Genomic DNA, 26,927 nt, shown 5'->3' with positions numbered 1-26,927 from the left:
CCGGGCGGGGCGCCACCCCACCCGCTACTTGGCGAAGCGGTCCGTGGCCTCGATGAGGAGGTCGAGGATGCCGGGCTCACTGAAGGCGTGGCCCGCGTCGTCGACGATGTGGAAGTCCGCCTCCGGCCAGGCACGGTGCAGGTCGTAGGCGGTACGCACCGGTGTGCACACGTCGTAGCGCCCCTGGATGATCACGCCGGGGATGTGCCGGATGATCTCGGCACCCTTGATGAGCTGCTCGGGGCTGAGGAATCCCCTGTTGTGGAAGTAGTGGTTCTCGATCCGCGCGAAGGCCAGCGCGTAGTCCTCGTCGGCGTGGTGCTCCCGCAGCGCCGGGTTGGGCCGCAGCGTGATCGTCGAGCCCTCCCACACGCTCCACGCCCGGGCCGCTTCCAGGCGCACCTCATGGTCCGGGGACTCCAGGCGGCGGGCGTAGGCACTGATCAGGTCGTCCCGCTCCTCCTCCGGGATGGGCTCCAGGTAGGAGTCCCACAGGTCCGGGAAGAGGTTCGAGGCGCCCTCCTGGTAGAACCAGCGCAGCTCCTGGTCGCGCAGGGTGAAGATGCCGCGCACGATCAGCTCGGTGACGCGCTCGGGGTGCTTCTGGGCGTAGGCCAGGGCCAGGCAGCTGCCCCACGAACCGCCGAAGACCTGCCAGGCGTCCACGCCGATCATCTCGCGCAGCCGCTCGATGTCCTCGACCAGCGACCACGTGGTGTTGGTGGACAGGTCGGCGTCCATCCGGCTGGCGTGCGGGGTGGACCGGCCGCAGTTGCGCTGGTCGAACAGGAGGATGCGGTACCGCTCCGGATCGAAGAGCCGACGGTGGTCGGGGGTGCAGCCGCCGCCCGGGCCGCCGTGCAGGAACACCACAGGCTTGCCCGTCGGGTTCCCGCACAGCTCCCAGTAGACGCGGTGTCCGTCGCCGACGTCGAGCGTGCCCGAGTCGTAGGGCTCGATGGGCGGGTACAAGGTGCGCAAGGCGTGGCCCTTTCGTGGTGTTCGTGGCTGGGTGGTTCCCGGTCAGAGCCGGTCGAGGAGTTCGGCCTTCTTGTTGCTGAACTCGCTGTCGGTCAGCAGCCCCTCGGCGTGGAGGCTGCCGAGCTCGCGGATCTTGGCGAAGATCTCGTCGCTGCCCTCTGCGGGGGGCGCCGCCTCCAACTCGGGGGCTCGGGCCGCCGGTTCGTCGGCGGTCTCCCCCCTGGCCAGGGCGATGTGGGTGTTGACGGTGGCGGCCATCAACAGGCTCTCCTCGCTGCCCTTGAGGCCGTGCGAGGCAAGCGTGAAGAAGTCGTTCTCCAGACCGGAGGCCTCGGGCATGGTCACCCCGCGCAGCACGACCCGGAGGAAGCCCTCGTCGAAGTCGCGCTGGGGGAACCACTGAAGGGACTCGATCTCGGAGAGGGGGAAATCGCGCGACTTCTCCTGTCCCTTGGCGGTGCTGGCCATCCAGCCGTCCCACACCAGGCGTACCCGATCGCCGTCGAAGGAGACCGAGCCCTCCCCGGTGCGCGCCTGGTAGGGCAGGCCGACCACCAGGGCCCTGGCGACCTGGGCGGGGTCGAGCGGGCCCGTGAGGGTCTCGCGGGCGTAGCGGGCCGACTCGGTGATCCGGTCGGCGCAGTACTCGGCGACCAGCTCCCGTTCGTGCGGGCCGGTCAGAACCAGCGGCGTGGAGGCTCCACCGGCGCCGACGGTCTCCAGAGGCGCGTAGGGGTCGGCCCCCTCCAACAGGCGCAGCCGGACCCGCCACCCCTGCTTGCGATCCCCCGGATCGAACTCCACGTCGTGCACGGCGCTCAACGGGACGGAGCAGTGTCCCAGTGCCCTGAACAGGGCCGGCACCCTGCGACCGGTGCCGAAACCGATGCGCACCGTCTCCTCGTCGAAGCGCCAGATGGCGTGGTGTCCGTGCAGTTCCTCCATGGGAGACCATCCTAGGGCGCCGGTCGCGAACGGACACCCCCCGTCCCCGGGCCCCCGTGCCGCCCGATCCGGACCGAAGCGGCGGTGGTGATGGGTCGGGATGTCCCGTTCCGGGTAGAACCGCAGGGGCACACCTCGTCCCGCCACCCCTGCGGTGGTCGGGAGCCCGTGGCGGTGCGCCCGGCGCGCCGCCCCCGAACCGGAGGCCTTCGATGTCGCACGAGATGACCGAGGGGGCACGGGAGTTCCGCGCCGCGCGGGACCTGCTCCTAGAGCACCGGGAGGACCAGGAGACGGCCCACCGGGAGTTCACCTGGCCCAGGCCGGAACGGTTCAACTGGGCGCTGGACCACTTCGACCACGTGGCCGCCACCCGACCGGACCGCACGGCGCTGTGGCTGGTGGAGGATGACGGGACCGAGGCCCATCACACCTACCGCCAGCTGTCCGAACGCTCCAACCAGGTGGCGAACTGGCTGATCGGCCAGGGGGTGCACCCGGGCGATCGCATCATGCTCATGCTCGGCAACCAGGTCGAGCTGTGGGAGATCATGCTCGCCGCCGTGAAGCTGGGCGCGGTGATCACCCCGACCGCCACGAACCTGTCCGAGGCCGACCTGGTGGACCGGCTGGACCGGGGCGAGGTCGCGCACGTGGTGTGTTCGCCGGAGCAGACCGAGCGGTTCGAGCACCTGCGCGGCCACTGGACCCGGATCTGCGTGGGCTACATGGACGGATGGCTCAGCTACCCGGACTCGGAGCACTCCGGCCTGGAGTTCACCCAGCCCAGACCCACCGGCCCCGACGACCCGCTCCTGCTGTACTTCACCTCCGGCACCACGGCGCGCCCCAAGCTGGTCACCCACACCCAGAGCTCCTACCCGGTGGGGCACCTGTCCACCATGTACTGGCTGGGGGTCCGGCCCGGGGACGTGCACCTGAACGTGTCCGCGCCCGGCTGGGCCAAGCACGCCTACAGCAGCGTGTTCGCGCCGTGGAACGCGGAGGCCACGGTGCTGGTGGTCAACCAGGAACGGTTCGATCCGGCGACCCTGCTGGACGCGGCGGTGCGGTGCGGGGCGCACACGATGTGCGCGCCGCCCACGGTCTGGCGGATGCTGGTCCAGGCGGACCTGGCCGCGTGGAAGGTGCCGCTGCGCGAGGTGGTGGCGGCGGGGGAACCGCTCAATCCGCAGATCGTGGACTACGTCCGTGAGGCCTGGGGGCTCACCGTGCGGGACGGGTTCGGGCAGACCGAGACCACCCTGCTCGTCGGCAACGGCCCCGGCCAGGAGGTGGCCCGTGGGTCCATGGGACGTCCCATGCCCGGCTACGACGTGGTCCTGGTCGACCCGGAGACGGCGAGGCCCTCCGAAACCGGCGAGATCTGCGTGGACATGAGCGACGACCCCGTGGGCGTGATGCGCGGCTACGCGGACGCCCCGGACACCACCCGGGACGTGACGCGGCTCGGGCTGTACCGCACGGGCGACATCGCCACGCGGGATTCGCGCGGCTCCATTACCTATATCGGCCGATCCGACGACGTGTTCAAGGCCTCGGATTACCGCATCTCACCATTCGAGCTGGAAAGCGTTCTGGTCGAGCACGAATACGTGGCCGAGGCCGCGGTCGTGCCGTCACCGGACCCGCTGCGGCTCTCGGTGGCCAAGGCGTACGTGACCCTGGCCGAGGGCGTGGCACCGGACGCCCTGACCGCCCGCGCCATCATGGAGTACGCAAGGAGCCGCCTCTCCCCGCACAAGAGGGTCCGCCGCCTGGAGTTCGCCGACCTGCCCAAGACCGCCTCCGGCAAGATCAGGCGGGTCCGGCTGCGCCGCGCCGAGACCGAGCGCGGCACGGTCGCCGACGGGGTGCGCAACCCGCGCGAGTACTGGGAGGAGGACCTCCCCGGGCTGAAGGACTGATCCCCCGGGCGCTCGGGGCACCCGGCGGGAATGGCAGCCGGGGCCATTGTGTCTCGCTGGTTGGGACGACTTCCCGCGAAATGCGCTGGTGTGGCCTTTCCCATCCCGGGTTTGCACGTCGAATTCCACCGCGACCGTGTCCGCCCCGCCGGACCGCGCTACGGTCAAGGTGCGGCACGAGCATCTGTCGCCAGGCGATCGACGTGACGGGACCAGGGGAGACGATGACGAGCACCAACGACACACGGGTGGCGAGCTACAAACCGCTCATCGCCCCCCGGGACCTGCTCGCCGAGCTCCCCATGAGCGAGGAGAGCACCGCCCTCGTGGAGAGCTCGCGCGCCGAGGTCAAGCGGGTGCTGGACGGCGCCGACGACCGCCTCCTGGTCGTCGTCGGTCCCTGCTCGGTACACGACACCGAGTCGGCCCTGGACTACGCCCGTCGCCTGCGCGACCTCGTCCCTTCGGTCAGCGACGAGCTGTGCGTGGTCATGCGCGTGTACTTCGAGAAGCCGCGCACCACGGTGGGCTGGAAGGGCCTGATCAACGACCCGGGCCTGGACGACACCTACGACGTGCACCGTGGCCTGCGCACCGCCCGTGAGCTGCTGATCGACATCAACGCCCTCGGGCTGCCCGCCGGGACCGAGTTCCTCGACCCGATCACCCCGCAGTACATCGCCGACGTGGTCTCCTGGGGCGCCATCGGCGCCCGCACCACGGAGAGCCAGGTGCACCGCCAGCTCAGCAGCGGTCTGAGCACCCCGGTCGGCTTCAAGAACGGCACCGACGGCGACGTGCAGGTGGCCGTGGACGCCGTCGGCGCGGCCGCCGCCTCCCACACGTTCTTCGGCGTGGACCCGGCCGGCGCCGGTTCGGTCGTGGTCACCGAGGGCAACCCGGACTGCCACGTGATCCTGCGCGGCGGGCGCAGCGGCCCCAACCACGACCCTGCGTCGGTGGCCTCCGCCCTGGACGTGATCGAGGGCTCCAAGCTGCCGCGCCGCCTGATGATCGACGCCAGCCACGCCAACAGCGGCAAGGACCACGTCCGCCAGGCGGGCGTGGCCCGGGAGATCGCCGCCCAGGTCGCCGAGGGTCAGAAGGGGATCGTCGGCGTGATGCTGGAGAGCTTCATCGTGGAGGGCGCCCAGAAGCTGGGCGACCCGGACCAGCTCACCTACGGCCAGTCCATCACCGACAAGTGCATGAGCTGGGAGACCACCGAGGGCGTCCTGGAGAACCTGGCCGAGGCGGTCCGCCAGCGCCGCAAGAACGCCGCCTGATCCCGACACACGCTGGGCCCGGCACGAGAACGGTGTGCCGGGCCCAGCCCTGTCCCCCAGAGTGGGAGGACCGGGCCGGTCGGTCGCCGGGTCAGGCCCGGGTGTCCTTGACGACCTCGCCGCCCTGGAGGACCAGCACCACGTTGGCGCGGTCACCCAGCAGTGAGACGTCGGCGAGGGGGTCGCCCTCACACACCACGAGGTCGGCGAACTTACCGGCCTCGACCGTGCCCGTGGTGTCGGCGGCGCCCACCAGCTCCGCGGCGTTGCTCGTGCCCGCCTTGATCGCCTCCATGGGCGACAGCCCCACGGACACCAGCTGGGCGAGTTCGCGCAGGTTGCGGCCGTGCTCGGAGATACCGGCGTCCGTACCCATCGCGACCCGCACGCCGCGGCTGACCGCGTGGGAGATCCGGCGGTGGGTCTCCTCGGCCAGGGCCCGCTTGGTGTCGACCGCCTTCCGAGTCATCAGGTGGACCCGGTCCTCGAAGTCGAACGTGGTCAGGGTCGGCACGAGGAAGGTGCCCCGCTCCAGCATGAGGTCGATGCCCTCGTCGTCGATGAGGTAGCCGTGCTCGATGCTGGCCACCCCGCCGCGCACGGCGTTCCTGATCCCCGCCGCACCCTGGGCGTGCGCCGCCACCGGCCGACCGCCGTGTCTGGCCGTCTCGGCCACGATCACGGCGATCTCCTCCTCCGTGATCCCCTCGTCGGTGGGGCCGTCCGAGGGGCTGGAGAGCCCGCCGGTGGCGCACACCTTGATGACGTCGGCGCCGTCGCGGACCAGCCTGCGGGTGGCCACCCGGGCCTCCTGCGGGGAGTCGACGATGTCGGCGGCGGTGTGCTCGCAGTCGTGCGGGTTGGCTCCGGAGGGCAGCGTGAAGTCGGCGTGGCCTCCGGTGTGGCTCATGAGGCGCAGCGCCATGCTCAGGCGCGGCCCCCGGATCAGACCGCGTTCCCGCGCGACACGGAACCCGGCGTCGGCCCCGCCCAGGTCACGGGCGCCGGTGACGCCCGCTTCCAGGGTGACCCGCATCCGCTCGGCGGACTCGAAGGCGTGCAGGCTGCGGGAGAGGTCCGCGTTGTTGGTGGCCAGGGCTCGGCCGTCGGAGAACCCGAAGTGCACGTGGGTGTCGATGAACCCGGGCAGCAGGGTGCGGCCACCCAGGCTCTCCACCGTGTCCTCGGGTCGGGGCTCGGGCGCGTTCGCGGAGGGCCCGGCGTAGGCGATCAGGCCGTCCTCGACCAGGACGGCGGCGTCGGTGACCGGGGCGGCTCCGGTGCCGTCGATGAGGGTGAGGTCCCGGTACAGGGTCCTGGCGCCGGTCATGGGTGGTCTCCTTACGGTCGGTGTGCGGGCGGGGTGGCGGGCCCGGTCCCCCGGGCCCGTGGTCTACAGCTGCGGGTACATGCCGGGGCCGATGGGCAGGCCACCGAAGTAGAACACCGCGAAGACGGCGACCCACATGACCAGGAAGACCATCGAGAAGGGCAGGCAGCGCGCGATCACGGTGCCGATGCCCGCCTTGGGCTCGTAGGACTTCAGGAAGCCGAGGACGATGATCACGTACGGGTTGAGCGGCGAGAGCACGCTGGAGGTGGAGTCGCCGATCCGATAGGCCGCCTGGACGAAGCCGGGCTCGTAGCCGAGCAGGGCGAACATCGGGACGAACACCACGGCGAACAGGGCCCACTGGGCGGAGCCGGAGATAATGAAGAAGTTGATCAGCCAGGCCAGCAGGATGAAGCAGAGGATGGCCCCGAACCCGGTGAACCCGGTGGCCTCCAGCGTCTCCGCGCCCTTGATCGCGATCCACGTGGACAGGCCGGTCCAGTTGAACAGCTCCAGGAACTGCGCCATCACGAAGGCCAGGACGACGAAGCCGGACATCTCCTTCACGGTGTGGCCCATCATCCGCGCGACGTCGGCCCCGCCCCGGATCGCCCGGGTAGCCAGGCCGTAGGCCACTCCCGGCACGGCCAGGGTGAGGAAGACCAGGAAGACCACGGAGCTGAGCAGCGGGGACTCCGGCAGGAACGCGCCGTCCTCGTTGCGCATGGGCGCGCCCGGCGGGAGGGTGACCAGCAGGACCGCGACGACCGTCAGGACCAGGGCGATCCCGGCCCAGCGCATCCCGCCGCGCTCACTCGGGGTGAGCTCGGCGTCCATCTTCAGGTCGGGGCGCTCCTCGGCGGTCCCAGCGGCCGCGCCGTCCTCGGCACCGGTCTGCTCGCGGCTGACCCCGCGCCGCACCAGGGCGGGTTCGAGGACGCGGTCGATGAGGAAACCGGCCACGACGCTCAGCACGATCGCGATCGTGAAGGTGAGGAAGTGGTTCGAGATCGGGCTGACGTGGGTGGTGCCCAGTCCCTCCACCGACGCGGCGGCGGTGTTGGTGATACCGGAGAGCAGCGCGTCGGTGCTCGTGATGAAGGGGCTGCAGCTGAACGCGGCCATGGCGGCGGCGAAGGAGCCGAGGAGACCGGCGACGGGGTGGCGCCCGGCCGCCTTGAAGACCATCGCGGCCAGCGGCGGGATGACCACCATCGCGGCGTCGCTCATGATGCTGCCGGAGACCGCGACCAGGGCGGCCACGTACGGGAGCAGCCACTGGGGCGCGCCGCTGAAGGCCCGGCGGACCAGTGTGTTGAGCAGGCCGGTCCGCTGTGCGATGCCGACGCCCAGCAGGATGGTCAGCACCACGCCCAGGGGCGGGAAGCCGATGAAGTTGGGGACCAGGTTGGTGGTGAGCCAGGTGAGGCCCTCGGCGGTGAAGAAGCCCCTGATCTCCTGGGCTCCGTCCTCGCTGCCGGGCACCACGTAGGTGGCGCCCAGAGCCGACAGGGCCGAGGAGGCGACGGCGACGAGCGCGAAGAGCAGCAGGAAGAGGACGAACGGGTCGGGGATCCTGTTACCGAGGCGCTCGATGTTGTCGAGGGAGCGGGTGAGGAAGCCGGGGCGCGTCTCGACTGCGCCGCCCAGCTTGGGGCGTGGGGTGCTCATGGGTCACCTCCGGGACGAAGGGGTGGCGGGTGGGGCCTGGTCAGTTCGCGGTGCCCGGTCGGGTTCCGGTGGTGTCCTTGTGGACCGCACCGTCCTTGATGACCACGGTGACGTTGTCGGGATCACCGAGCAGGGTGATGTCGGCGAGGGGGTCTCCCGAACAGACGACGACGTCGGCGCGCTTGCCGGGTTCGAGGGTGCCGATCTCCTCGCTCCGCCCGAGGAGCGCGGCGGCGTCGCGGGTCCCTGCGAGCAGGGCACCCATGGGGCTCATGCCGTGCTCCACCAGCAGGGCGAGTTCGCGCAGGTTGCGGCCGTGCGGGCAGATACCCGAGTCGGTGCCGAGGGCCACGCGGACCCCGGCCCGGACGGCGGCGGTGATGTTCTCGCTGAGGTGTTCCTGGAGCCTGAGCTTCTTGGCCACCGCGTAGTCGGCCGACTTCGCGGGGTCGGGCGGGGTGGTGGCGGTGGAGAGGGTGGGCACCAGGAAGGCACCGCCGTCCAGCATGAGCTGGATGCCCCGCTCGTCGATCTCGTAGCCGTGCTCCACGCTGGTGACCCCGGCGGTGAGGGCGTTGCGGATGCTGCGAGCGCTCTGGGCGTGGGCGGCCACGGGGATGTCGTGGCTGGCGGCCTCGCGCACGATCACGGACATCTCCTCGACGTTGAGCCCGTCGTGCCAGGGGGTGTCCTGGGGACTCCACACGCCTCCGCTGGCCATCACCTTGATGACCCCGGCGCCCTTGCGCATGACCTCACGGGTGGCGCGCAGGGCCTCGGCGGGGCCGTCGGTGTTGATCGAGACGGCGCCGTCCGGTCCCAGGATCGCCCCGTAGTCGAAGCCGCAGCAGGTGCGGAAGTCGCCGTGGCCACCGGTCGGGCCGAGGGCCCGGTAGGCGGTGGTGACGCGGGGACCGGGGATGATGCCCTCGTCGACGGCGCGGACCACGGCCTGGTCGAGTCCGGCCAGGTCGCGGACGCTGGTGACCCCGGCGTCGAGGGTGGCCCTCAGGCGCGGGATGGCGGTGAAGTAGCCGTAGTGGGGAGGCTGGTTGATCAGGTCGGCGGGGTTCATGCCGTCGCCGGACATGCTCATGTGCACGTGGGTGTCGACGAATCCCGGCAGGATCGTGCCCCCGGCCGCGTCGACCACCCGGTGCGGCTCGCCGACGTTCGGTGTCTGGTCGGTGGGGCCGATCCAGTCGATCCGGCCGTCGCGCAGGATGAGGGACCGGTGGCGCTGGGGCCCCTCCCCGGTCCCGTCGATCACGGTTCCGTCGCGGACCACGAGGGTCCTGCCAGCCGAGGTCATCGACGCCACCTTTCTCACCGCACCCGGTCCCTGATGCCGCGAGGCGGACACCCGGACGCGACGGTGCGCAATCCAACGGACTCGCGGCTCTGGGCCGCGCTTCTGATCTTGCGGAAACCTACGTGGATCCTCCGGTAACCTGCGGAAATCGCCGGGAACAGCTACGGAGGAGGTGAATTTTGCAGGGATCGAGCATGCCCAACGAGTTCGACCTGTCCCTGATCAACGCGCTCCAGCTGGCCCCCAGGGCCGCCTGGGCCGAGCTCGGGCCGGTCCTGGACGCGGACCCCACCACGCTGGCCCGCCGGTGGAAGCGGTTGGAGGACGAGGGGCTGGCGCGCATAGCCGCGTTCCCCCGCCGCCGCGTGATGGCCCGTCGGTACCTCAGTTACGTGGAGCTGAGCTGCCGCAACGGATCGGTGGAGCGGGTCGCGGCGGCGCTGGCCGAGGACCGCGACACCCTGAGCATCCAGTTCGTGGCCGGGTCCCACCAGCTCATGCTCACCGTGGTGCCGGGAGGAGGGCTGGCGGACTACCTGCTCAACTGGGTGGGTGGCATCCCCGACGTGGTCTCCTACCGGGTGCACGTGGTCACCGAGGTCCCCCGGGAGGCCTACCTGTGGCAGGTCCGCGCCCTTTCACCGGGGCAGCGGCGCCGACTGCGCGCCCTCTCCCCCACGGTGCGCGACCCGGGGGGCAGCGAACGCGTCACCGAGCTGGACCAGAGCATCGTGGACCTGCTGTGCGCGGACGCGCGACTGGGCTACCAGGCCATCGCCGAACGGCTGGACATCGCGCCCACCACGGCCGCGCGCCGGATCAACCGGTTGCTGCGCGACGGCCTCCTCGGGCTGCGCTGCGACATCTCCCGCGCGCACATGGGCTGGCCGAGCGCCGCCACCCTGTGGGGAACGGTGGAACCCGAAGTTCTGGACGGCGTGCCCGACCTGGGGGAACGCATCCCCGAGGTCCGGCTGTGCACGACCATCGCGGGCCCGGAGAACACCCTGTTCATCCTGTGGCTGCGCGACGCCCCCGACCTCACCCGTGTGGAGCGCAGACTGTTGGAGGAGCTGCCGGGACTGCGCATCGCCGACCGCCGGATGACGCTGCGCACGTTCAAGTTCATGGGCGGGGTGACCGACTCCGAACAGCGCTTCGTGCGTTCGGTCCCGATCCAGCTCCGCTCGCCCGAGGACCCCTAGTCGGGCCCGCGGGGTCGCGGGGGACGTGGGGAACGTGGGGGTCTCGGATCGCGGGTCGCGGGTCGCGGGTCGCGGGTCGCGGAACGGACGCGTCAGGCCGCCGGAAGGATGTCCAGGGCGACCAGCAGTTCACGGCCCAGCGACTCGCGCAGCTCCGCGTCCTCCTGGTCCTCGACCTCCAGACGCAGCGCGAACGTGTGCAGTTCGGAGCCACGCTCGACCCAGCCCACCCACCAGCCGGGCACCGGGTCCACGTCCACGCCCAGGCCGGTCCGGCCGAACAGCTGGTGCTCGGGACCCTCCTCGACCAACAGCAGCTCACGCAGGGCTCGCTGGTGCTCGACGTCCACGGGCAGTTCTTCGCGGGCGAGTTCGGCGACGAAGGTGGCCTGCTCCATCGCGGAGATCTCCAGGGGACCCTCCAGCCAGAACCGGTCCATCGCCCCCTCCTCGCCGACGTTCCGGTTGCCGTAGTCGAACCGGTCCACCCAGGTGGACATCCGGTCGAACCCGATCCGGTCGACGACCTCCTGGTGCACCGGGACGTCGGAGGTGGGCAGGGCCTCGCGCAGACTCAGGTCGTCGCCGGCCTCGGGCGAGATCACGTCGTCCACGTCTGACACCTCACCGGTCTGGAGGGCGATCAGCGTGTTCGGCAGCTTGAAGGTGGACGCGGGCACGGCGCGCTCGCCCGCCTCGTCCAGGTTCACCACGACGGCGGACCGGTCACCGGCGTCGAAGAGCACGAAGGTGCCGTCCACCCCGGCCTCGGCGAAGACCGCCTCGAGGTCGTGACGCTCCACGGTCTGCACGTCGCCCAGCTGGACGGGGTTGCCGACCGTGCCCTGCGCGGGCTCCGGCTCGTCCGTCGTCGCGCAGGCCGCCCCGGTGAACAGGATGATGGCACAACCGGCGGCTCCGAGGGCGAAGCGGCCGGTGGCACGCCCGGACCTCCCGGGAGCGTGTTCGGTGTCGGTACGCACTCGTCTCCTCCACAGGCTGTCCGCGGGAACGTCCACCCACAAAGCTAGGGCATGCCCGGTGGTCACACACCCCGCTTGGCCGCCTCCGGCGACCGTGTCGCGAAGGTCGTCCCCAAGCGTCCGGGCATGGGCGTCCCGGTCGTCCACGAGCACCCGGGCAGTCTTGGGCGCCCCAGTTCGCCGCTGCTAGGCTGAGCGTGTTGCTGACCCCGTACGGGAGAGTGTCCGCGTATCCAGCGTGGGCCGCCGAAGGAGCAATCCCTCCCCGAAGACAACCTCTCAGGCACAGCGGACCGTACGGGCGAGACCACTCTGGAAAGCAGGGACACGTTCCCTCGCCGAAGGTGCAAACCACGCCGAGCGCGCGGTGAAGCTCTCAGGCACCCATGACAGAGGGGGAGGATGGCAACGCCTTACGCACGACACCCATCCTCTCGGGAGTGCCCATGTCAGAGTCCGCGACCGCGCCGCGCCTCACCGCGCTGCACAAGACCCACGAAGAGGCCGGGGCGACGCTCGTCGACTTCGCCGGATGGCTGATGCCCCTCCGCTACAGCAGCGAGACCGCGGAGCACACCGCCGTCCGTGAGGCCGCCGGGCTCTTCGACCTCTCCCACATGGGCGAGATCCGGCTGACCGGCCCCCAGGCCGCAGAGGCCCTCGACCACGCGCTGGTCGGCTTCCTGTCCAAGGTCAAGGTGGGCCGCGCCCGCTACACCATGATCACCGCCGAGGACGGCGGCGTCCTGGACGACCTCATCGTCTACCGGCTCGGCGAGCAGGAGTACCTGGTCGTGGCCAACGCGGCCAACGTGCCCGTGGTCGCCTCCACCCTGGCCGAGCGGGCCTCCGGCTTCGACGTCGAGGTCGCCGACGAGTCCGCCGACTACTCGCTCATCGCGATCCAGGGCCCGCGCGCGGTGGAGATCCTCGCCCCTCTCACCGACGCCGACCTGGACGACATCCGCTACTACGCGGGCTACGAGCACACCGTCGCCGGGGTCCCCGTCCTGCTCGCCCGCACCGGCTACACCGGCGAGGACGGGTTCGAGATCTTCGTCCGGCCCGCCGACCGCGCGCCCGAGGTCTGGGCCGCCCTCATGGCCGAGGGCGCACCGCACGGGCTGGTCCCGGCCGGGCTCTCCTCCCGTGACACCCTCCGTATGGAGGCCGGCATGCCGCTCTACGGCCAGGAGCTCAACGCCGGGCTGACCCCCTTCGACGCCGGGCTGGGCCGCGTGGTCAAGCTCGACAAACCCGGTGACTTCGTGGGCCGCGCCGCGCTCGAGGAGGCCTCGCGCACCGCTCGCGAGCGGCGCCTGATCGGCCTCGTGTCCCGTGGCCGCCGCCCTCTCCGCAAGGGCCAGGACGTGCTGCGCGACGGCACGGTCATCGGAGTCACCAGCAGTGGCGCCCCCTCCCCCACCCTGGGCCGCCCCATCGCCATGGCCTACGTGGACGGCGACCTCGACACCGCGACCGGCACGTTCACCGTGGACGTGCGCGGGCGGGGCGAGGAAGTCGACGTGGTCGAGCTGCCGTTCTACAAGCGGCAGTCGTAGGAAGCGGGGCCGCCTCCGGGCGGACCCGAGAACCTGCACGCCCCGCACGGCCGGATCCCCACGAGGGACCGGCACGGACGGGGCGTGGCCAGGCGTAGGCCGGGCCGGGTCGCCGTACGGGCGCACGGCAGACAAATGGAACACCTCCAAGGAGAGTTGAAGTGAGCGTTCCCACGGAGCTGGGTTACACCGCCAAACACGAGTGGATCGCGGTCAGGGACGGGATCGCCACCGTCGGGATCACGGCGTACGCGGCCGAGTCGCTGGGTGACATCGTCTTCGTCGAGACCCCCTCGGTCGGCGACGACGTCACCGCCGGTGAGACCGCGGGCGAGGTGGAGTCCACCAAGTCCGTCAGCGACATCTACTCCCCCGTCACCGGAGAGGTCGTGGAGGTCAACGAGGCGCTCGAGGACGCCCCGGAGACCATCAACTCCGACCCCTTCGAGGGTGGCTGGCTGTTCAGGGTGCGCGTATCCGAGGAGCCCGCGGACCTGCTCTCCGCCGAGGAGTACACCAAGCTGACCGAAGGCGAGAACTAGCATGACCAGCGACAACCTTCTCAACCAGACTCTGGGCGAGCTGGACCCCGAGGTGTCGGCCGCGGTCGACGCCGAACTGGCGCGCCAGCGCGACACCCTGGAGATGATCGCCTCCGAGAACTTCGCCCCCCAGGCGGTTCTGGAGGCCCAGGGCACCGTCCTGACCAACAAGTACGCCGAGGGCTACCCCGGCCGCCGCTACTACGGCGGCTGCGAGCACGTCGACGTCGTCGAGCAGCTGGCGATCGACCGCGCCAAGGAGCTGTTCGGCGCCGAGCACGCGAACGTGCAGCCGCACTCGGGCGCGCAGGCCAACACGGCCGTGTACTTCGCGCTGCTCAAGCCGGGTGACACCATCCTGGGCCTGGACCTCGCCCACGGCGGGCACCTGACCCACGGCATGCGGATCAACTACTCCGGCAAGATCCTGAACGCCGTGGCCTACCACGTGCGCGACGAGGACGGCACCGTCGACTACGACGAGGTCGCCGCCCTGGCCAAGGAGCACCAGCCGAAGATGATCGTCGCGGGCTGGTCCGCCTACCCGCGCCACCTCGACTTCGCGAGGTTCCGCGAGATCGCCGACGAGGTCGGCGCCCTGCTCATGGTGGACATGGCGCACTTCGCCGGTCTGGTCGCGGCCGGACTGCACCCGAACCCGGTGCCGTTCGCCGACGTGGTCACCACCACGACCCACAAGACCCTCGGCGGCCCGCGTGGCGGCATGATCCTGTCCAAGGCCGAGCTGGCCAAGAAGATCAACTCCGCGGTCTTCCCCGGCATGCAGGGCGGCCCGCTGGAGCACGTGATCGCGGCCAAGGCGGTCTCGTTCAAGGTCGCCGCGAGCGAGGGCTTCGCCGACCGCCAGCGCCGCACGGTGGCGGGTGCCCGCATCCTCGCCGAGCGGCTCACCCAGCCGGACTCGGCGAAGGTCGGGGTCAAGGTCCTGACCGGCGGCACGGACGTCCACCTGGTCCTGGTGGACCTGGTCGACTCCCAGCTCAACGGCCAGGAGGCCGAGGACCGACTGCACTCCGTCGGGATCACGGTCAACCGCAACGCGGTCCCGAACGACCCCAGGCCGCCGATGGTGACGTCGGGTCTGCGGATCGGTACCCCGGCCCTGGCCACGCGCGGGTTCGACGAGGGTGACTTCACCGAGGTCGCCGACGTCATCGCCGAGGCGCTCAAGCCCGAGTTCGACGAGGCCGCCCTGCGCGACCGGGTCAGCGCTCTGGCCGCGAAGCGTCCGCTCTACCCGAACCTGTAGCAGTCTCCGCCGTGTGGGCCGCGCGGGCCCACACGGCGCCGGTCACCACGGCCCCATCCCTGTGCTCAACGAGGAGGACAGCCATGGCCATCAGCGTCTTCGACCTGTTCAAGATCGGTATCGGACCGTCGAGTTCCCACACCGTCGGCCCGATGAAGGCGGCCCGGACGTTCGTGTCCGGCCTGCGCTCCGAGGAACTCCTCTCGCGCGTGACCCACGTGCGGGTGGAGTTGTACGGCTCACTGGCGCTCACCGGCAAGGGGCACGGCAGTGACACCGCCGTGGTCCTGGGGCTGATGGGGCACACGCCGGAGGGTGTGGACGTGGACGCCGTCCCCCGCCTGGTGGAGGGGGTCCGTTCGGACCGAAGACTCCTCCTTGGCGGCCCGGACGGCCCGGCGGTGGACTTCGACCCGGCCGTCGACGTCGACTTCCGCCGTAAGGAGAGTCTGCCCGACCACCCCAACGGGATGCGCTTCCTGGCGTTCGACCACACGGGTGCCGAGGTGGCCGCGAAGGTGTACTACTCGGTGGGCGGCGGCTTCGTCGTGGACGAGAGAGCCGCGGGCGCCGACCGGATCAAGGCCGACGACACCGTCCTGCCCCACCCCTTCTCCTCCGCCGAGGAACTGCTGGAGCTGTGTGAGCAGACCGGCATGTCCATCAGTGCGCTGATGCTGGCCAACGAGCAGGCCTTCGGGCGCACCCCGGAGCAGATCCGGGAGGAGCTGCTGGAGGTCTGGGCGGCGATGCGCCAGTGCGTACGTCGCGGTGTGTCCACCGAGGGCAGTCTGCCCGGGGGCCTGAAGGTGCCGCGACGGGCCCACCGGCTCTACCGCCAGCTCGGCGGCAACTGCGACGAGCACGGCCTGCTCGCACCCACCCACGTGGACCCGGACCCGATGCGCGGCAGTGACTGGATCACGCTGTACGCCCTCGCGGTCAACGAGGAGAACGCCGCGGGGGGCCGCGTGGTGACCGCGCCGACCAACGGCGCGGCCGGTATCGTCCCGGCGGTCCTGCACTACTACCTGCACTTCAGCCCGGGCGCGGGCGACGACGGTGTGGTGCGCTTCCTGCTGACGGCAGCGGCGATCGGCATACTGTTCAAGCAGAACGCGTCGATCTCCGGCGCCGAGGTGGGGTGTCAGGGCGAGGTGGGTTCGGCCTCCTCCATGGCGGCTGCGGGCCTGGCCGAGGTCCTGGGCGGTTCCCCGGCGCAGGTGGAGAACGCGGCCGAGATCGCCATGGAACACAACCTGGGTCTGACCTGCGACCCCATCGGCGGCCTGGTGCAGATCCCCTGTATCGAACGCAACGCGCTCGCCTCGGTCAAGGCGATCAGCGCCACCAGGATGGCGTTGCGCGGCGACGGCAGCCACTTCGTGAGCCTCGACAAGGTCATCAGGACCATGCGTGACACCGGGCGCGACATGCACGACAAGTACAAGGAGACCAGCCGCGGCGGCCTCGCCGTCAACGTCATCGAATGCTGACCCCAATGCCGGGAATGTCCTGGTTCGTTCCCTGGTTCTACTCTGTGCACGGCCGACGACCGGGCTCGAGCTCCCACCCGCTCGCCCTCGTCGGTCGTCACCCCGGGTCTGGTGGCTTGAGCTCTGCTCGCCACCAGACTCGCCCCCTTTCTGGCCACTTCCGGCCACCGCAGCACGACCCGGCGATTCGAGCCCGGATAACCACCCGTTCCACCTCTTCCAGGTCGCTCCCGCGAGAAACACGTGACGGCCCCACCGCCATTTTCCGCACTCCGGCAATTCCCCCGGCGCGAGGGTGGTATAGATTTCGGCCGTGACCTCCAGAACCATTCCCCCTGCCGTCCGAGCGCTCGCCCCCGCGGCCGCGCTGGCCCTGTTGCTCTCCGGCTGCGGCCTTCTCAGGGCGGAGGAACCCGCCTCCACGGAGACCGAGGAGGGTGCCTCCGAGGAAACGGAGGCACCGGACACCGAGGAGGGCGGCCCCTCCAGGGAGAGGTCCACGGGGTCGAACTCCCTGGCCGACCCCGGCATCCTCACCGCGGCGTGCCAGCCCGAGTCCGGCTGGCTGGAGTTCACCCTCCACTCCGCCGAGGACGCCCAGGAGATCACCAGCGTCCGGTTCGACACCGCCGAGGCCGTCCACGCCGAGTCGGACGACCTCACCCACGGCCGTGCGGTGGACGCGCGGAGCGTCTCCCTGGAGACCTCGTGCGACACGGGCGCTCCGTCGCTGTTCCCCGAACGCGGCCTCGTCCTGGGCACCTTCGAGGAGAGGGTCGACGGCGTCGCCGTCACGGGGTTCGGGGTCATGGCCGAGGACGGCACGTTCACGGCGCTCAGCCCCGACCACGAGGAGTCCGGGGCCGACGCCCCGGCCGACCACGTCCACCCCGTGGCCGATCCGGAAGGGGACAGGATCGTCTTCGTGACGGAGACCGGCGAGGGCGAGGACACCGTCCAGGCCCTCGACCTGGAGAGCGGGGAGTTCACCGACCTCGGCACCTGTGACAGTCAGCAGGTCTGCGAGAACCTCACGATCATGCCGGGGCTCGACCGAGTCGCCATCGACGACGGCCAGAGCACTCCGATGGCAGTGGTCCTCGACGGCTCGACGGTGGTCCAGAGCAACGACCTGGGTCTGTCCTTCTTCGACATCGGGGACCAGGCCGACTCCGACGTGGTCGACCTGACCCTCAACTTCCTCAACCGGGACCGCACGACCGAGGTGGACGTGGACGCCAGCGGCACCGTTCAGGCCCTCGACTCCAACACCCTGCTCTTCGACGACGAGGTGCTGAGCGTCCTGGAATTCTCCGACAGCACCCTCGCCGGCTACGAGGAGGAGAACGCCACCACGCCGCGGAACCTGTGGGAGCCCCTGCCGGTCAACCGGACCCTGGCCCCCGACGGCGACGGGGAGAACTCCCACGTCGTGCTTTCCCCGGACGGCGCCGAGATCCTCTTCCGCAACCAGCCCCAGAGCGGTCCGGCCAGCTGGTACAGGGTGCCCACGGACGGATCCGGCGCACCGGAGGAGCTGCCCGGGATGCCCGGGAACGTCTCGACGGTCATCGGCTGGCGATAACTCCTGAGGGCACCCACCTGGCCACAACCGGCCACCGGCCCCCAGGTGGGTCGTTCCGGCCTGTGCCGCCTCCGAATACTCCTGTTTCGAGCCGATTCTCGCGGGAAACGCATGGCCATTCTCACTGTCATTCCCAGAACTCCCCGAATTCCCACCCTCCGCGAGTGGGATAGATTTCGCCCGTGACCTCCAGAACCATTTCCCCCGTTATCCGCGCGCTCGCCCCCGCGGCCGCGTTGACCCTGTTGCTCTCCGCCTGCGGCGGCTCCGACGGAGAGGGTGGATCCTCCGACGAGAACCAGGCGGGCGCCTCCACCGAAGAAGGGGCCGAGGAGACCCCGGAGCAGCCCTCCATCACCGAATCCGGCCTCATCACCAGAGACTGTGACGGCTACGACGGTGTCTTCACCCTCTACTCCGCTGATGACGGCACCAGGATCTCCACGCTGACCTTCACCAGCGAACTGGTCGCCGCGGAGACCTCCGAAGCCCTCGGCCACGGCCGGGCCCCGGACGTCGAGGAACTGAACCACGACCGGGAGTTCGACGCCTGCAGCGGAGCGCTGATCAGTGTGTCCCCCCACGAACACCTGCTCCTGCGCGGCTACAGCGAAGAGGTCAACGGCAACACCGTGTCGACCTTCGGAGTGATGTCCGAGGAGGGCGCCCTCACCACCCTGGCTCCCGAACAGGAGGTCTCCGACTTCGGCGTCCCCATCGACTACCGACACCCGGTGTACGACGCGGTGAACGAGCGCATCCTCTTCGTGGCATATGACCCCAGCGCCGACGAGGGTGACGTCCAGGCCATGGACCTGCACTCCGGAGAGGTCAACGACCTCGGCACCTGTGAGGGATCCGATCACTGCGGGTCGCTGTCCGTCCTGCCCGAGAGCGGCATCGCCGTCCAGGGCCCCTTGACGCCCCCGGCCTCAGGCAGCGCGATGGACGCGAGCCTTCTGGAGTCCCCGGACGGCGAGACCCTGCTCTACGCGGACCACACCGGGTCCTCGACCGTGCTGACCTTCATCGACATCGAGACGGCCCTCGCCGACAACCCCGACCTCATCACGGGCGGTATCGCTGACCTGCGCCACTACGAGGTGAACCTGGAAGTGGCCGCCCCGCCCCAGTTCATCGACGAGAACACCCTGCTCCTGGGGGACAACGAGCTGTCGATCTGGGAGTTCACCGAGGACCTGTTGGCGGAGCACACCGAGCCGGAGGAGGAGAGGGACCTCTTCACCTTCAACGACGAGTACCTTCCCGTCGACCGCACGCTCATCCCTGAAGGCCCTCGGTACAACGAGAACTTCCTTCTCTCCCCCGACCGCACCGAAGTCCTCTTCCGCTCCACACCGGAGAGCGGCGGGTCGAGTTGGTACCGGGCCCCCACCGACGGCTCCGCCGAGCCCGAGGAGGCGTTCGAACTCGAGGACCCTGACACGATCATCGCCGCCTGGCAGTAGCCCCACGCTCCACCGACCGACATGATCCCGGCCGACACGGAGGGGGCGGCGCCTCTCGCGCCGCCCCTCCCTCGTTCCACGGGGTCCCTCAGGCCAGGCTGCGCCGGGGGTTCCTGGCGGGGGCGGTCATGGACATCCGGATGACGGCGGGCACCTGGTCGAGTTCGAGGGCGCCCCGCAGGTTGGTGATGGCCTCCGAACGCACGCGCCGCCAGATCCCGGCCACGTCGGCGTCCTCCTCCAGGGTCAGCGCCAGCCGCAGGTGCGGGTGGTCACCGGACTCCGTGAGGCGGGCTCGGGCACGGCGCACACCGGGATAGTCGGTGACCTCCTGCTCCAAGGCGCCCCTGGCGGCACTCTCCGAGATCTCCACGTTGCCCGCGTCGTCGCGAGCCAGGTGCATACGACCCACGGTGTCGTTCATGCCCTGCACCATCAGCCACCGCAGGGCCAGGAAACCGGCCACGAAAGCGACGGCCACCGCCACGTACGGCACCCACTGCTGGGCGAGCACCTCGTTGGCCCGGTCCCCGAGCAACGGAGTGGTGGCGAGGTCGCCGCCGAGGAGTCCCTGCCCGGCGGCCAGGGCCGCCAGGCCCGCCACGAGCAGCATGATTCCCACGACCACCAGGCCCAGGCGGTTGCCCCGGGCCGACCTTCGAGACCTGTCGCGCGCCATGGTCAACCCTCCGCGTATCGAACGTGCGTGGCGATCCGCATGCTGCGCAGCGGGGCCAGCTCCTCCAGCCGGGTCTCCACGGCCGAGGTGACCTCGGCGGGCAGCCCGTGCGACTCTCGCATCCCGGTGCGTACGTGGACCCGGAGCCGGTTGCCGCGCACGGCCACGTGCACGTGGTCGACGCCGCTCACGTCCTGGGCGGCGGCCGCCACGGCCCGCCGCAGAGCCGGGCGGGTCAGTCCGACGACCAGCGCCGGGTCGTCGGTGCGCAGCGCCGTCCACCGGCTCCGACCCGGAGCCAGCGCGACCACGATCAGGGCCAGTCCGATCAGCGCCAGGACCGCCGAGGCGATCTGCACCGAGGGCTCCGACCAGGTCGTGGCGGCGGCGTAGTCCGTGGCCGGACCGACCGGGATCAGCCTCAGCGGGTTGCCCGCGAGGGCGGCGATGACCTCGGCGGCCGCGACCACGGCCACCACCAGGATCAGCAGTCCGATGAGTACCGCGGGCCACGACCTGCGTGGGCGGAACGTGTGGACGGCGACGCGCTTGGCGCGGCGGTCGATCCCCTGGCTCGGACGGGCGAGCGCCTCTTCCACGGTGGTCATGTCAGCGCACCAGCTCCGCGATCTCGATGTCGATGTGGTGGACCTGTTTGCCGGTGATGCGCTCGACCCGGTCCCTGACGTGGCCGCGCACCTCCTCGGCGACCTGGCGTGCGGGCCTCGGGTAGCGCACCCCGACCCGCAGGCGCAGGAGGACGATCTCCCCGCTCACCCGGGCGCGGGCGGTCCTCGACCGCACCGCCCGTGCCCCGGAGACCTCTCCGACGGCCCTGGCCGCCACCTTCTCGATGACGGCCCCGGGGATGTCCGTGCGGCCCCCGGGGTCCCGTCCGCGGGTGTGCCCTACGGCCTCCCCCTCCGGAGCGGGACCCCTCTGACGAGGGACGGTGTCCGTGCGAACCCCGACCACGACCTCACCCCTGTCTACGCCGACCGCCGTGTGAACATCTCGGCGAGGTCGATCTCACCCTCCATTGCCCGGCCCGCGACGAACCCGACGAGGCCGAGGACCAGTACCAGCGCGAAGGCGGGGAACCCGCCGAACGCCGCCGAGAGCCCGAGCACCGTCCCGTAGGACAGTCCAACGATGGGCCACATGGCTACCCCCTCTAATCAGAACGCCCTGCTTGTAGGTCTAGCTGACGGTGCGCGCGCCGTCGCCGAGTCCGGCGACCACGTCCTCCACGGACACGTGGACGGCGCGGCCGCCGGACAACGGGGCCAGGCCCCGGCGGATCTCGGCGGCGATCTCCGGCAGCGGACGCCCGTAGCGGACCACCACGCCGACCTCGACGTGGTCCTCGCGCACCGCGACCCCCCGGACACGTCCCCCGGGCACGGCGGTGCTCAGGGTTCCGAAGGAGCCGGAGGACAGTTCCACCACGTCGGAGAAACGCGACGCGGCCTCCGCGACGGCTCGTGCGGTCGCTCCAGGATCGCCGCCGGCCATGGCTACTGGACCCTGGGTTCGGAGTCGCCGTCGTCGGCGGACTCGTCGTCCTCGGGCAGGTGGATGTCGTCCACCCGGATGTTGATCTCGGTGACCTCCAGGCCCGTCATCCGCTCGACCGCCTGGGTGACGTTGCGCCGTACGGCGGAAGCCAGGTCCTGGATGGCGGCCCCGTAGTCGACGACCAGGTCGATGTCGACCGCCGCCTGGCGTTCCCCCACCTCGACGGAGACGCCCTGCGCCACCGATCCGGAGGAACTGCCGCCGCTCACGGCGTCGCGTACCGCGCCGACCACACGGGCGGCACCGCCGCCCATGGCGTGGACGCCACCGATCTCGCGGGCGGCCTTGCCCGCGATCTTGGCCACGACGCCGTCGGCGATCTGGGTGTGTCCCTGCTCGTTCGTGCTCGCGGAGTCACGCCCGCCCCTGGACTCACGGGCGCTCGGTACCGCGGATTCGGTCTTCAAGTCCGACACTGGTCCCCCTACACAGTGCGCAATCCGTCCTGGACGCCGCTACTTCTTCTTGAAGACGCCCTTGATCTTGTCCTCCGCCTTGTCCTTGAGGTCCTCGGCCTTGTCCTTGGCCTTGTCGGCCTTGTCCTTGGCCCCGGCCTTGGTCTGGTCGAGTTTGCCCTCGGCCTCGGTGCGCTTGTCGCCGGTGGCCTTGCCGAAGGCTTCCTTGCCCTTGCCGGCGGCGTCGTCGAAGTGCTTGCCCATTTGTGCCCCCTGATCAGAGCCCGTGCGGCTCAGGGTTGGTGGTCCGAAACCCGTGTCGCCCCGAGTCAGGACGACCGGAGCGGTTTGGACCTCATCACACCTTATACGCACTCTATGTAGCCAACAAGGCACTTCTGGTCATGATTTGCAGGTCAGAAGGGTCACGGTCATACCATCCGTGCCCCAAAAACACATCCGGAACCCCGACTGGGCAGGAAAAACGTCAGGGGTGCCCGTGGGCACCCCTGCGCGTCCGAAATCGTGTTGTGCCCGCCCGCGTCGGGCGGGCCAGGCGGTTCGCCCTAGCCGAAGATGACCGTCCTGTCCCCGTTGAGCAGGACCCGGCGCTGGGCGTGCCAGTTCACGGCGCGCGCCAGGGCCACGGACTCCAGGTCCCGGCCGATCGCGGTGAGCTGCTCCGGGCTGTGGGTGTGGTCGACCCGGGAGACCTCCTGCTCGATGATCGGGCCCTCGTCCAGGTCCGCCGTGACGTAGTGGGCGGTGGCGCCGATCAGCTTCACACCGCGCGCGTGCGCCTGGTGGTAGGGGCGGGCGCCCTTGAAGCTGGGGAGGAAGGAGTGGTGGATGTTGATGATGCGTCCGGACATCTTGGTGCACAGCTGCTCGGAGAGCACCTGCATGTACCGGGCGAGCACCACCAGGTCCACGTCGTAGGAGTCGACCAGCTCGAGGACGCGCTCCTCCTGCTCGCCCTTGCTCTCGGGGCTGACGGGCAGGTGGTGGAAGTCCACGCCGTAGGAGTCGGCCAGGAACTCCAGGTCGGGGTGGTTGGAGATCACCGCAGCGATGTCGATGTCCAGCAGGCCGCTGCGCTGGCGGTAGAGGAGGTCGTTGAGGCAGTGCCCGAACCGGGACACCATCACGATCATGCGCGGGCGCACGTCCCGCGCCTGGAGGTCCCATTCAACGAACGAGCCCTCGGAGCCACCGCCGAACCCCCCGGCCAGAGCGGCGAAGGCTCCACGCAGGACGTCCTCGCCGACCACGCCCGCGTGTCCCGCCTCCGCGACGAACTGCGTCCGGAGGAAGAAGCGACCGGAGAAGTGGTCACCGTACTGCTGACTCTCGGTGATGTTGCAACCGTGGTCGGCCAACAGGTTGGCGACGGCGGCCACAATGCCCCGGCTGTCGGGGCAGGAGAGGGTCAGGACGTACTCACGCTCGTTCATGAAAGGAAACAACTCCCGGGGTCGACCGGCTGATCAGCCGTGACGCCCCAGGATATCCAGCGGGCGCGACCGGCGGGGCCTGCCCCCGCGTATCCCGCGTCACCCGCGACCGACCCGAAAAGCACGAAATCGGACCCCCGAGCAATATGAAGCACATTCATGTTCTGGCATCCTCAGGAACATGACGAGACTGCGTGAGAAGTACGAGGCCGCGACGCGCGACATCCAGGCCCCCTTCGCCATGGTCGACCTGGCCGCCTTCCGCGCCAACGCCGCCGACCTGACCCGCCGCGCCCACGGACGCCCCATCCGGGTGGCCAGCAAGTCCGTGCGCTCCAGGGACCTCCTTCGCACCGTGCTCGACCTGCCCGGATACGCGGGCGTCATGGCCTTCACCCTCCCCGAGGCACTCTGGCTGGCCACGGGCGACCCCGAACCGCTCAGCGACGACATCCTCGTCGCCTACCCCACATCGGACACCGACGCCCTCGCCGAACTCGCCGCCTCCCCCACAGCCGCCCGCGTCATCACCCTGATGGTCGACGACCCCGCCCACCTCGAACTGGTGAGCGCCGCCGTCGCCCGGGCCGACCGCGCCCCCGACGCACCCCCGATCCGGGTCTGCCTGGACATCGACACCAGTTGGCAGCCGCTCGGCTCCGGCATGCGCGTGGGCGCCTACCGCTCCCCCGTCCGCACCCCGGCACAGGCAGCGGCGCTGGCCCGCGCCGTCGTGCGCCTCCCCGAGCTGGAACTGGACGGGATCATGGCCTACGAGGGACAGATCGCCGGGGTGGGCGACGCGCCCCCCGGCCGTCCCCTCTACGGCAGGGTCCTGCGGGCCGTCCAGCGCCGTTCGGCCGTCGAGCTCGCCAGACGCAGAGCCGCGATCACCAGAGCCGTCCGAGGCGTCGCCGACCTGCGCTTCGTCAATGGCGGCGGCACCGGCAGCCTGCACACCACCGGGCGCGAACGCGCCGTGACCGAACTGGCCGCCGGTTCCGGCCTCTACCAACCGCACCTGTTCGACCAGTACCGGTCGTTCCGGGGCCGTCCCGCCGCACTGTTCGCCCTTCCGGTCGTCCGCCGCCCCGCCCCGAACGTGGCCACGGTCCTCGGCGGCGGCTACCCGGCCTCCGGCCCCGCCGACGCGCACCGCCCACCGGTCCCCCACCTGCCCGAGGGCCTGGCCTACAGCCCCACCGAGGGCGCGGGCGAGGTCCAGACCCCCCTGATCGGGGAGGCCGCCCGCGAGCTCCATGTGGGCGACCGCGTGTGGATGCGCCACGCCAAGGCCGGGGAGCTCTGCGAGCGGTTCGACACCCTGCACCTGGTCGACTCCGACACAGGCACCTACGAGGGCTCCGTACCCACCTACCGCGGCGAGGGCCGGACCTTCCTCTGATCCCCCGGGGGATACGGCACCGAGCCGACATGGCGACGGGGCCCGCGCGAGTGTTCGCGCGGGCCCCGTCGTCGTCTCTGTGCGGCTACTTCCGTTTGCGGCGGACCGCCCAGGCCACGACGCCCACCGCGACGACCGTACCCACCCCGGCCATCAGGAGGAGCGCCTCGGGCGGCAGCTGGCCGCGCGACTGGTAGGTGGTCACCACCTTGTCGTCGCCCTTGACCACAATGCTGCCCTCCTCGGGCTGCACCAGACGGCTCTCCACGCGTACGGCGCCACCGCCGAACACGAGGGCCCGCGCCTCGTCGAAGATCCGGGTCCCTCGGTCCCTGGCCCTGTCGATCTGGCGCCGGGCGATGTTGGCCGGGCGCGCCTGCACGCCCAGCTCCTCCAGTGTCTCGGCCAGCCGACGCTGCTCTCGGTTGATCTCGGCCTGGAGTTCGGCGGGGGTCTGGCGCGGTTCGGTCTCGTGTCCCGTCATAGGGTGCCTCTCTTCACTAGCGCACGGTTGTCTGAGAGTCCGAGTCCGAGCCGGTGTCCCGACCCTGTTCCTCCGCGCCGTCGAACGGACCGGAGAATCTCAGCGCGCCATCGATTCCGTCGACCACACGGAAGAAGTCCCGTGTGGACAACCACAGTTTATAGATGATGGCGATCTCGAAGGCGAGCAGCAAAACGCCGACGACCGCGGTGATCCAGCCGATGACCGGCGGCCCGAAGACGACCGCCGCGATCGGAGCCACCACGAAGACCGCCATCTGGAACTCGATCCCGCCCACCAGGTGGGTGCGGACCCGGCGCGCGTTGAGCGCAGCCCAGAACCGCTGGTACCAGGGGAAGCGGCTCCGGAACTCCTGGTGCAGGTCCACCTTGGGCAGTGTCAGGTCCGGCTGCTTGCCCGCCGTCCGCTGGTTGCGAGCCTCGCGCTCGTTCTGGCTGCGCAGGATCTGCTCCAGGACGCCGATGCCGTGACGCAGCACCGCCTGCTCCCCGCCGTCGCTCATGGTGCGGCCGCCGCCACCGGTCGCGTCGCCGGTGGCGTCGCGCTCGGGCTCCAGCATGGAGAGGGTGGCGCGGGCACGCTCCAGGGCGGCCGCCAGGTGCGAGCGCATCTCACGGCGGACCTTGTACACCTGGAGCGCGTTCAGGTAGCGCAGCATGTCCAGGAAGACCACGGCCAGCGCCAGCCACACGAACGCCACGTGCCCGGTCTCCCGGAACTGGCCGCCCATGAGGGCGACCACGCACACCAGCACTCTGAACCGGTCCGAGACGTAGTCCATCCACGCCCCGAAGAGCGACTCCGAACCGGTGAGGCGGGCGAGCTTGCCGTCCGTGCAGTCCACGAGGAAGCAGGCGTAGTAGAGCAGGGATCCGAGCAGCAACAGCTGCCAGTAGCCGAACGCGAAGCACACGGCCGCGCCCAGGCCCAGGAAGAGGGCGACGACGGTCAGCTGGTTGGGGGTGACGGACGTCCGGTTCGCGATCAGACGCACGAGCCGGACCGCGATCGGGTCGACCAGGTACACCGTCAACCAGGAGTCGCGCTCCTTGAGGGTGCGAGCCCTGACCTCGTCGAGTGTGTATCGAGGCATCGTGACGAACTACTCCCAAAGCGAAGCGGATGTGTGTCCCGGTCCGTGGTCGTCGGACACACCATCGGGTCACGGGCGACCCGCGCACGCTGCGCCATGTCCCAGAGGACGACCAACCTATAGCACAGGGTCAACAATAGGTGATCGAACCGTTGGTCGATCCCAAAGCGGATGAACCGAACCGGAATCGCAACCGAAGATCATCCGCGTCTCCGACCAGCGCCGACGAACCGGCCCTCCCGCCGCTCAG

At 70.4% G+C, this 26,927-nt stretch carries 26 protein-coding genes and 1 riboswitch; of the genes, 10 read left to right on the top strand and 16 right to left on the bottom strand.

The genetic code is table 11. From position 1 onward, the window contains the following. Window positions 1–24: 24 nt before the first annotated feature. Both pip and KBX21_RS23825 read right to left on the bottom strand, forming a co-directional pair. Window positions 25–981, bottom strand: coding sequence for a prolyl aminopeptidase (pip, locus tag KBX21_RS23830; protein WP_210843818.1), 957 nt, complete (start codon window positions 979–981; stop codon window positions 25–27). Between the two features lie 42 nt (window positions 982–1,023). Continuing rightward, entirely contained in the window at window positions 1,024–1,926 is a 903-nt protein-coding gene (locus tag KBX21_RS23825) for a DUF4429 domain-containing protein (RefSeq protein ID WP_049570347.1), read from the bottom strand. A gap of 212 nt (window positions 1,927–2,138) precedes the next feature. Here KBX21_RS23825 and KBX21_RS23820 point away from each other — a divergent pair, with 212 nt between their 5' ends. Together KBX21_RS23820 and KBX21_RS23815 are read left to right on the top strand one after the other, a co-directional pair. Next, window positions 2,139–3,854, top strand: coding sequence for an AMP-binding protein (locus KBX21_RS23820; RefSeq protein ID WP_210843816.1), 1,716 nt, complete (start codon window positions 2,139–2,141; stop codon window positions 3,852–3,854). A 224-nt stretch (window positions 3,855–4,078) separates the two neighbouring features. Then, window positions 4,079–5,140 carry a 3-deoxy-7-phosphoheptulonate synthase gene (locus KBX21_RS23815; RefSeq protein ID WP_210843814.1) on the top strand — a complete coding sequence of 354 codons (1,062 nt, stop codon included), beginning with the start codon at window positions 4,079–4,081 and terminating at the stop codon, window positions 5,138–5,140. Window positions 5,141–5,231: 91 nt separating this feature from the next. Here KBX21_RS23815 and KBX21_RS23810 read toward each other — a convergent pair whose 3' ends face one another. From KBX21_RS23810 to KBX21_RS23800, 3 genes are all read right to left on the bottom strand, one after another. Next, a complete protein-coding gene (locus KBX21_RS23810; RefSeq protein WP_210843812.1) occupies window positions 5,232–6,470 on the bottom strand; it encodes an amidohydrolase family protein in 1,239 nt (412 codons plus the stop codon). A gap of 63 nt (window positions 6,471–6,533) precedes the next feature. Then, complete coding sequence (locus KBX21_RS23805) at window positions 6,534–8,144, bottom strand: AbgT family transporter (protein ID WP_049570333.1); 1,611 nt, start codon at window positions 8,142–8,144, stop codon at window positions 6,534–6,536. Between the two features lie 40 nt (window positions 8,145–8,184). After that, the gene (locus KBX21_RS23800) at window positions 8,185–9,456 is read right to left on the bottom strand and encodes an amidohydrolase family protein (RefSeq protein WP_210843810.1); all 1,272 of its coding nucleotides are present in this window, start codon (window positions 9,454–9,456) and stop codon (window positions 8,185–8,187) included. 194 nt (window positions 9,457–9,650) lie between these two features. Here KBX21_RS23800 and KBX21_RS23795 point away from each other — a divergent pair, with 194 nt between their 5' ends. Further along, entirely contained in the window at window positions 9,651–10,661 is a 1,011-nt protein-coding gene (locus tag KBX21_RS23795) for an Lrp/AsnC family transcriptional regulator (protein WP_247666237.1), read from the top strand. A 92-nt stretch (window positions 10,662–10,753) separates the two neighbouring features. On the opposite strand, the gene KBX21_RS23790 is transcribed toward KBX21_RS23795, so the two are convergent. Then, on the bottom strand, window positions 10,754–11,644 hold the full coding sequence (locus tag KBX21_RS23790) for a class D beta-lactamase (RefSeq protein ID WP_210843806.1): 891 nt from the start codon (window positions 11,642–11,644) through the stop codon (window positions 10,754–10,756). Between the two features lie 204 nt (window positions 11,645–11,848). Beyond that, window positions 11,849–11,950: riboswitch (glycine riboswitch) on the top strand. Between the two features lie 140 nt (window positions 11,951–12,090). Here KBX21_RS23790 and gcvT point away from each other — a divergent pair. The 6 genes from gcvT to KBX21_RS23760 all read left to right on the top strand — a co-directional run bounded on the left by gcvT (window position 12,091) and on the right by KBX21_RS23760 (window position 19,568). Next, complete coding sequence (gcvT, locus tag KBX21_RS23785; protein WP_049570322.1) at window positions 12,091–13,206, top strand: glycine cleavage system aminomethyltransferase GcvT; 1,116 nt, start codon at window positions 12,091–12,093, stop codon at window positions 13,204–13,206. A gap of 161 nt (window positions 13,207–13,367) precedes the next feature. Continuing rightward, on the top strand, window positions 13,368–13,748 hold the full coding sequence (gene gcvH, locus KBX21_RS23780) for a glycine cleavage system protein GcvH (protein WP_017546423.1): 381 nt from the start codon (window positions 13,368–13,370) through the stop codon (window positions 13,746–13,748). Between the two features lies 1 nt (window position 13,749). Beyond that, window positions 13,750–15,018, top strand: coding sequence for a serine hydroxymethyltransferase (gene glyA / locus KBX21_RS23775; protein ID WP_049570317.1), 1,269 nt, complete (start codon window positions 13,750–13,752; stop codon window positions 15,016–15,018). An 83-nt stretch (window positions 15,019–15,101) separates the two neighbouring features. After that, window positions 15,102–16,514 (top strand): L-serine ammonia-lyase, encoded by a 1,413-nt coding sequence (locus KBX21_RS23770; RefSeq protein ID WP_049570314.1) that lies wholly within the window; start codon window positions 15,102–15,104, stop codon window positions 16,512–16,514. Between the two features lie 313 nt (window positions 16,515–16,827). Beyond that, window positions 16,828–18,099, top strand: a complete 1,272-nt coding sequence (locus KBX21_RS23765) for a hypothetical protein (protein WP_049570312.1) — start codon at window positions 16,828–16,830, stop codon at window positions 18,097–18,099. A gap of 182 nt (window positions 18,100–18,281) precedes the next feature. Next, on the top strand, window positions 18,282–19,568 hold the full coding sequence (locus tag KBX21_RS23760; RefSeq protein WP_307869265.1) for a hypothetical protein: 1,287 nt from the start codon (window positions 18,282–18,284) through the stop codon (window positions 19,566–19,568). Window positions 19,569–19,656: 88 nt separating this feature from the next. Here KBX21_RS23760 and amaP read toward each other — a convergent pair whose 3' ends face one another. From amaP to purU, 8 genes are all read right to left on the bottom strand, one after another. Then, on the bottom strand, window positions 19,657–20,247 hold the full coding sequence (amaP, locus tag KBX21_RS23755; RefSeq protein WP_049570311.1) for an alkaline shock response membrane anchor protein AmaP: 591 nt from the start codon (window positions 20,245–20,247) through the stop codon (window positions 19,657–19,659). A 2-nt stretch (window positions 20,248–20,249) separates the two neighbouring features. Further along, a complete protein-coding gene (locus KBX21_RS23750) occupies window positions 20,250–20,855 on the bottom strand; it encodes a DUF6286 domain-containing protein (protein ID WP_049570309.1) in 606 nt (201 codons plus the stop codon). A gap of 1 nt (window position 20,856) precedes the next feature. Continuing rightward, window positions 20,857–21,222, bottom strand: a complete 366-nt coding sequence (locus KBX21_RS23745) for a hypothetical protein (protein ID WP_049570308.1) — start codon at window positions 21,220–21,222, stop codon at window positions 20,857–20,859. Window positions 21,223–21,236: 14 nt separating this feature from the next. Continuing rightward, window positions 21,237–21,410: a hypothetical protein gene (locus KBX21_RS23740; RefSeq protein ID WP_199776523.1), complete on the bottom strand. Its 174-nt coding sequence runs from the start codon at window positions 21,408–21,410 to the stop codon at window positions 21,237–21,239. Between the two features lie 37 nt (window positions 21,411–21,447). Continuing rightward, window positions 21,448–21,762, bottom strand: a complete 315-nt coding sequence (locus KBX21_RS23735) for a hypothetical protein (protein ID WP_049570306.1) — start codon at window positions 21,760–21,762, stop codon at window positions 21,448–21,450. 2 nt (window positions 21,763–21,764) lie between these two features. Continuing rightward, window positions 21,765–22,241 (bottom strand): Asp23/Gls24 family envelope stress response protein, encoded by a 477-nt coding sequence (locus tag KBX21_RS23730; protein ID WP_049570303.1) that lies wholly within the window; start codon window positions 22,239–22,241, stop codon window positions 21,765–21,767. A 39-nt stretch (window positions 22,242–22,280) separates the two neighbouring features. Next, window positions 22,281–22,484: a CsbD family protein gene (locus tag KBX21_RS23725; RefSeq protein WP_017546414.1), complete on the bottom strand. Its 204-nt coding sequence runs from the start codon at window positions 22,482–22,484 to the stop codon at window positions 22,281–22,283. A 302-nt stretch (window positions 22,485–22,786) separates the two neighbouring features. Beyond that, a complete protein-coding gene (gene purU / locus KBX21_RS23720; protein ID WP_049570299.1) occupies window positions 22,787–23,674 on the bottom strand; it encodes a formyltetrahydrofolate deformylase in 888 nt (295 codons plus the stop codon). Window positions 23,675–23,855: 181 nt separating this feature from the next. Here purU and KBX21_RS23715 point away from each other — a divergent pair, with 181 nt between their 5' ends. After that, complete coding sequence (locus KBX21_RS23715) at window positions 23,856–25,079, top strand: alanine racemase (RefSeq protein WP_210843804.1); 1,224 nt, start codon at window positions 23,856–23,858, stop codon at window positions 25,077–25,079. Between the two features lie 85 nt (window positions 25,080–25,164). Here the strand turns inward: KBX21_RS23715 and KBX21_RS23710 are convergent, their stop codons facing one another. After that, a complete protein-coding gene (locus tag KBX21_RS23710; RefSeq protein WP_049570292.1) occupies window positions 25,165–25,563 on the bottom strand; it encodes a DUF3618 domain-containing protein in 399 nt (132 codons plus the stop codon). A gap of 16 nt (window positions 25,564–25,579) precedes the next feature. Beyond that, the gene (locus tag KBX21_RS23705) at window positions 25,580–26,677 is read right to left on the bottom strand and encodes a CDP-alcohol phosphatidyltransferase family protein (RefSeq protein ID WP_049570290.1); all 1,098 of its coding nucleotides are present in this window, start codon (window positions 26,675–26,677) and stop codon (window positions 25,580–25,582) included. Window positions 26,678–26,927: the final 250 nt, after the last annotated feature.

The organism is Nocardiopsis sp. B62 (assembly GCF_018070675.1).
Taxonomy (GTDB): Bacteria; Actinomycetota; Actinomycetes; order Streptosporangiales; family Streptosporangiaceae; genus Nocardiopsis; species Nocardiopsis prasina.
Note: the sequence above shows the minus strand (reverse complement) of the source record. Positions and strands in the feature narration are given on the sequence as shown.

Coding starts and splice junctions, on each gene's coding strand:
- KBX21_RS23770 (WP_049570314.1), top strand. CDS start 15,102: ATGGCCATCAGCGTCTTCGACCTGTTCAAGATCGGTATCGGACCGTCG.
- KBX21_RS23740 (WP_199776523.1), bottom strand. CDS start 21,410: ATGTGGCCCATCGTTGGACTGTCCTACGGGACGGTGCTCGGGCTCTCG.
- KBX21_RS23715 (WP_210843804.1), top strand. CDS start 23,856: ATGACGAGACTGCGTGAGAAGTACGAGGCCGCGACGCGCGACATCCAG.
- KBX21_RS23795 (WP_247666237.1), top strand. CDS start 9,651: ATGCCCAACGAGTTCGACCTGTCCCTGATCAACGCGCTCCAGCTGGCC.
- KBX21_RS23735 (WP_049570306.1), bottom strand. CDS start 21,762: ATGGCCGGCGGCGATCCTGGAGCGACCGCACGAGCCGTCGCGGAGGCC.
- KBX21_RS23800 (WP_210843810.1), bottom strand. CDS start 9,456: ATGACCTCGGCTGGCAGGACCCTCGTGGTCCGCGACGGAACCGTGATC.
- KBX21_RS23820 (WP_210843816.1), top strand. CDS start 2,139: ATGTCGCACGAGATGACCGAGGGGGCACGGGAGTTCCGCGCCGCGCGG.
- glyA (WP_049570317.1), top strand. CDS start 13,750: ATGACCAGCGACAACCTTCTCAACCAGACTCTGGGCGAGCTGGACCCC.
- KBX21_RS23750 (WP_049570309.1), bottom strand. CDS start 20,855: ATGACCACCGTGGAAGAGGCGCTCGCCCGTCCGAGCCAGGGGATCGAC.
- KBX21_RS23825 (WP_049570347.1), bottom strand. CDS start 1,926: ATGGAGGAACTGCACGGACACCACGCCATCTGGCGCTTCGACGAGGAG.
- KBX21_RS23815 (WP_210843814.1), top strand. CDS start 4,079: ATGACGAGCACCAACGACACACGGGTGGCGAGCTACAAACCGCTCATC.
- gcvT (WP_049570322.1), top strand. CDS start 12,091: ATGTCAGAGTCCGCGACCGCGCCGCGCCTCACCGCGCTGCACAAGACC.
- KBX21_RS23810 (WP_210843812.1), bottom strand. CDS start 6,470: ATGACCGGCGCCAGGACCCTGTACCGGGACCTCACCCTCATCGACGGC.
- purU (WP_049570299.1), bottom strand. CDS start 23,674: ATGAACGAGCGTGAGTACGTCCTGACCCTCTCCTGCCCCGACAGCCGG.
- KBX21_RS23710 (WP_049570292.1), bottom strand. CDS start 25,563: ATGACGGGACACGAGACCGAACCGCGCCAGACCCCCGCCGAACTCCAG.
- KBX21_RS23725 (WP_017546414.1), bottom strand. CDS start 22,484: ATGGGCAAGCACTTCGACGACGCCGCCGGCAAGGGCAAGGAAGCCTTC.
- KBX21_RS23705 (WP_049570290.1), bottom strand. CDS start 26,677: ATGCCTCGATACACACTCGACGAGGTCAGGGCTCGCACCCTCAAGGAG.
- KBX21_RS23805 (WP_049570333.1), bottom strand. CDS start 8,144: ATGAGCACCCCACGCCCCAAGCTGGGCGGCGCAGTCGAGACGCGCCCC.
- amaP (WP_049570311.1), bottom strand. CDS start 20,247: ATGGCGCGCGACAGGTCTCGAAGGTCGGCCCGGGGCAACCGCCTGGGC.